This is a genomic window from Hydrocoleum sp. CS-953 (assembly GCF_002260545.1).
GTDB lineage: Bacteria > Cyanobacteriota > Cyanobacteriia > Cyanobacteriales > Microcoleaceae > Trichodesmium.
In genome coordinates, this window is the sequence record NZ_LGSU01000594.1 from 1 (window position 1) to 3769 (window position 3769).

Annotated in this window: 2 protein-coding genes and 1 pseudogene; all 3 read right to left on the reverse strand. The window is 38.1% G+C overall.

Translation table 11 applies throughout. The features are described 5' to 3' along the window. Positions 1–71: 71 nt before the first annotated feature. The coding region (locus AFK68_RS06515; protein ID WP_210407262.1) for a CHAT domain-containing protein at positions 72–2717 on the reverse strand (2646 nt) is incomplete at its 5' end. 1 nt (position 2718) lies between these two features. Further along, positions 2719–3544: pseudogene (locus AFK68_RS44415) on the reverse strand (filamentous hemagglutinin N-terminal domain-containing protein); the annotation flags it as partial. A gap of 15 nt (positions 3545–3559) precedes the next feature. Beyond that, the gene (locus AFK68_RS43325; RefSeq protein WP_256386501.1) at positions 3560–3682 is read right to left on the reverse strand and encodes a hypothetical protein; all 123 of its coding nucleotides are present in this window, start codon (positions 3680–3682) and stop codon (positions 3560–3562) included. Positions 3683–3769: the final 87 nt, after the last annotated feature.

The following is a 3769-nucleotide window of genomic DNA, read 5'->3' on the forward strand; positions in this document are numbered from 1 at the left end:
CTCCCCACACTCCCCACATTCCCCACACTCCCCATCTCCCTACACTCCCCACACTCCCCATCTTCCCAATCTTACCAAGGAGTACCGATCATCATAAAAGAAGCCCAATAATAAGGATGAGAAAAAGTCATGTTTTCAGCAAATTCAGCATCTGGCAGTTTCACGCCATCATCTCCAACTCGACTACTTCTTAACCTTCCTGCTTCCAGACGTAGATCCCCATTAATCATTGCTATTTGTGCTTGCCTCAATGCTTCTGCTTTCACAGTAGTGTCTTGCGAACTCAACTGTCGATAAAACTCTCTCATCAACCCTAAAGTTCCCCCGTCATCCACCTGCCATAAACTTGCTAAAACTGATTTAACTCCCGCTTGCACAGCTAACCCAGCAAAACCTAATTCTGCATCCAAATTACCGAAAGCAGTTTCACAAGCACTCAATACTAATAATTCTATTGGTTCCCCATTTTTGGCTAACTTTCGTAATTGCTCGAACTTTAATTGTTCGTTCCATAACTGAATAAAAGACTCATTAGGCGCACTGGGTTGAAAAGAGCCATGAGTTGCTAAATGTACAATCCTTGCTCCCTGTTTTATCCGTTGCTTTTGCAGATTTTCAAATGTAAAACTTTCGTCAAAGAAAATCTTGCCCCGCCAATTTTGCCGAATCATTTTTAATTCTAGGGGAACAGCAGGTAAAGATACTATATTAGGGTCTTGAAAATCTGAGGCTCCCATTGCTAAAACTGATAAATCTTTAATATTTTTGTAGCTAGTATCAGTCATATTAATACTAGGAATTAACCCCATACTATACTTTTCTATTAAGAATTTTTCGCCATCATGGAGAGCTGCAAAAGGAATACTCCGCATGGCTGGATCGAGAGAGAACATGAGTGTATCTATTTCTCGTTTTTCTAATTCTGGTTCTAAGGGTGAAATTAATAACTTATATAATTTTTGTGAAGCACTTAAATATTTATTGGGATTGCTAGGGCTAGGGTGACTGACTCCTCCGATAAAGCTTCGCATTTGTTGGCGTAATTCATCATTATTAGCTATTTCTATTCTCTTAAAAACTGGTGAACCTTCAGAGGTAACTAAAATTAATTCTAGGTATTCTGGTTGAGAAATAACATAAATAACTGCTGGTTTTTTTCCTGTTTGATTAGCAACGGCAGTTAGTGATTCTCTAATGCTATTTTCGGTAATCGCTGGGGAGTTATCTAGATTTATTTTTAATTCATTAGCAAAAGCGTGACTACGGATTTTATCAATTTTATCTGGCGATATTTTGCGGTTTAGACTAGCAAGAATTAGATTTCCTGATTGGGTGCTCATAGTTGGTACTTTCTGCTCTGAAGTAATATTGTTTCTCAGGCTATTATTTTCTTTTTTACTCTCATTATTCTCCAGTTTTTTTGTGGAAGAGCGAACTAGATAACTATCTTCTAATTCACCATTTTTATGATAAGAATCTACTGGTTCTTCTACAGAAGAATTGATATTTTGATCTACTACATTAATATTTTCGTTGATTACCATATTTTCAGTGGGGTATCTGGGTTGAATATTAACTTGACCATCAAGATTATCAATGGAATTACTACCACTAGAAAAAGTAATTTGATTGCTCATTAGGCCAATTGTACCTCCACCAGGATTGGTAATTTTACCTACTGTTAAATTTTCACCAGATATAATTACAGAACTGCTGTTATTCACAATTGAAGTCCGATTGTCTATAGTAAATGAACCGCTGCGATTATGGTCACTATCGGCCACAAATTTGACCTGACTTGGAGGTGTATCTAATCTGTTATTATCGGCGTTTAAATTTAGTTGATTATCAGATAAATTATTGATAGTAATATCGTTAGTTGCTGCTAAAGTAACATCTGCATTATTAGTCATTTGTTCTAGAGAATTTTCGGAAATATTCAAGTTGCTAGACTGATTTTTTTCTCCATCGGAAACTTGGAAATTAGTTTCTGGGTTGACCGTAATATTCTCTGACTCTATTCGTATATCCCCAACATTATTCTCAGCACTCACATCAACTGTGCCACTAAAACTACCTCCACCAGAAATTTGCACAGATCCTCCTTCGCCTAAATTTCCACTACCCCTGGCGCTGATGTGGCCAGATATATCAACTTGCTCTGCAGCGATCGCTACATTTCCACCGTTACCAGTAAAATTAGCGTTGGCAGAAATTATGGAATCTGAGCTAACCTGAATGTGATTATTATGTTCCTGATTAACTGTGTAATTACCTAGGCTAACTGTCCCACCACCTCCATCCCCTGAGACATTTATATTAGCTTGGTTAAGATCGATCTGCTCGCCCAAAATCTCCACATTTCCCCCTACTAGGTTTGTATTTTCTTGACTGAGGGGAGGTAGGGAGCGGTTAGTATGTTGAGTGTTTGAGGCATCAATATTACCAGAGATAACTACGGAACCGGGGGTAGTTGCAACTGTTTTATCTCCAGTTAGGATAAACTGCCCATTTTGATTCATGGTGACTCTTGTCGCATTTCCCCTTGTATCTTCACCAGTTAACATCTTTGGCAAAGACAGAGGATCGATTTGCCCATCTGGACTATTTGGGAAGCGATCTTCAGATACTTCCAAACTCAGCAAATGTCCATCTTGGCTAATTCTTACCACTGACTGATCTGGCACAGCAGCAATACGAATCTCGCCACCGGGGGCNCATTTTGATTCATGGTGACTCTTGTCGCATTTCCCCTTGTATCTTCACCAGTTAACATCTTTGGCAAAGACAGAGGATCGATTTGCCCATCTGGACTATTTGGGAAGCGATCTTCAGATACTTCCAAACTCAGCAAATGTCCATCTTGGCTAATTCTTACCACTGACTGATCTGGCACAGCAGCAATACGAATCTCGCCACCGGGGGCTGCGATATTGCCAGAATTAACGACGCTCCCAGCAATGAGGGTGACGTTTTGCCCTGGTTTAACTTCTAGGTTGCCATGATTAATGATTGGTGCGGGTTCTTTGGGGAAAGTAAAGGCGCTGGGATTTCCGATCAGTGAGGCATAGTTATTTTGACCTGTTGCACTAAACAACTGATTGTTAAATTTAATTCCAGTAGCGGTGGTAGCGGAAAAAGATGCGGGTATATTTAGTTGAGCATTTTTACCAAAAATAATTCCGGCTGGATTAACAATATATAGGTTAGAATTTCCTCCTGTTACTTTAATTAAACCGTTAATATATGAGGAGTTACCACCATTTACAGTAGTGATAATATTTTTGATTTTTTCAGTTGAAGAAAAGTTTACTATTTGACCTTTATTGACGTTAAATTGGCTGAAACTGTGGAAACGATTTCTGCCATCTCCTGATAGTCTACCGCCACTAATATTAAACTGATTGCCTGCTTTTTCAACTATTGTACTTGTACCATTTGTTGATGTCCTAATTGGTTGTGCTTTGACTACAGGAGGTAACAGTAAGTAGGCTAAATAGCTAATTGGAGATATTCTAGCTGCTATATCTGCAATTGGTGACAGGTATACAGTTGATAGTTATGAACTGTTTTTATTTTTAGTAACTTGAGATTTTTTTGTGTTTATTTCAGAGTCTTTATTTCCTATTTTTCTGAAAATATCTGTCTTTGGTTTAGTTTCTTTTTGAGATTCATGTTTCATATTACTCTCTCCGTTTACGATCGCAAAATAAATAGGAATAGCTAATGATTTTATTTGGCAAAATAATAATTAGAATCATCTTGATAC

What these genes read in the sequence shown, in the direction of transcription:
- AFK68_RS43325 (WP_256386501.1), bottom strand. Translation starts at nt 3,682, where the DNA reads ATGAAACATGAATCTCAAAAAGAAACTAAACCAAAGACAGATATTTTC.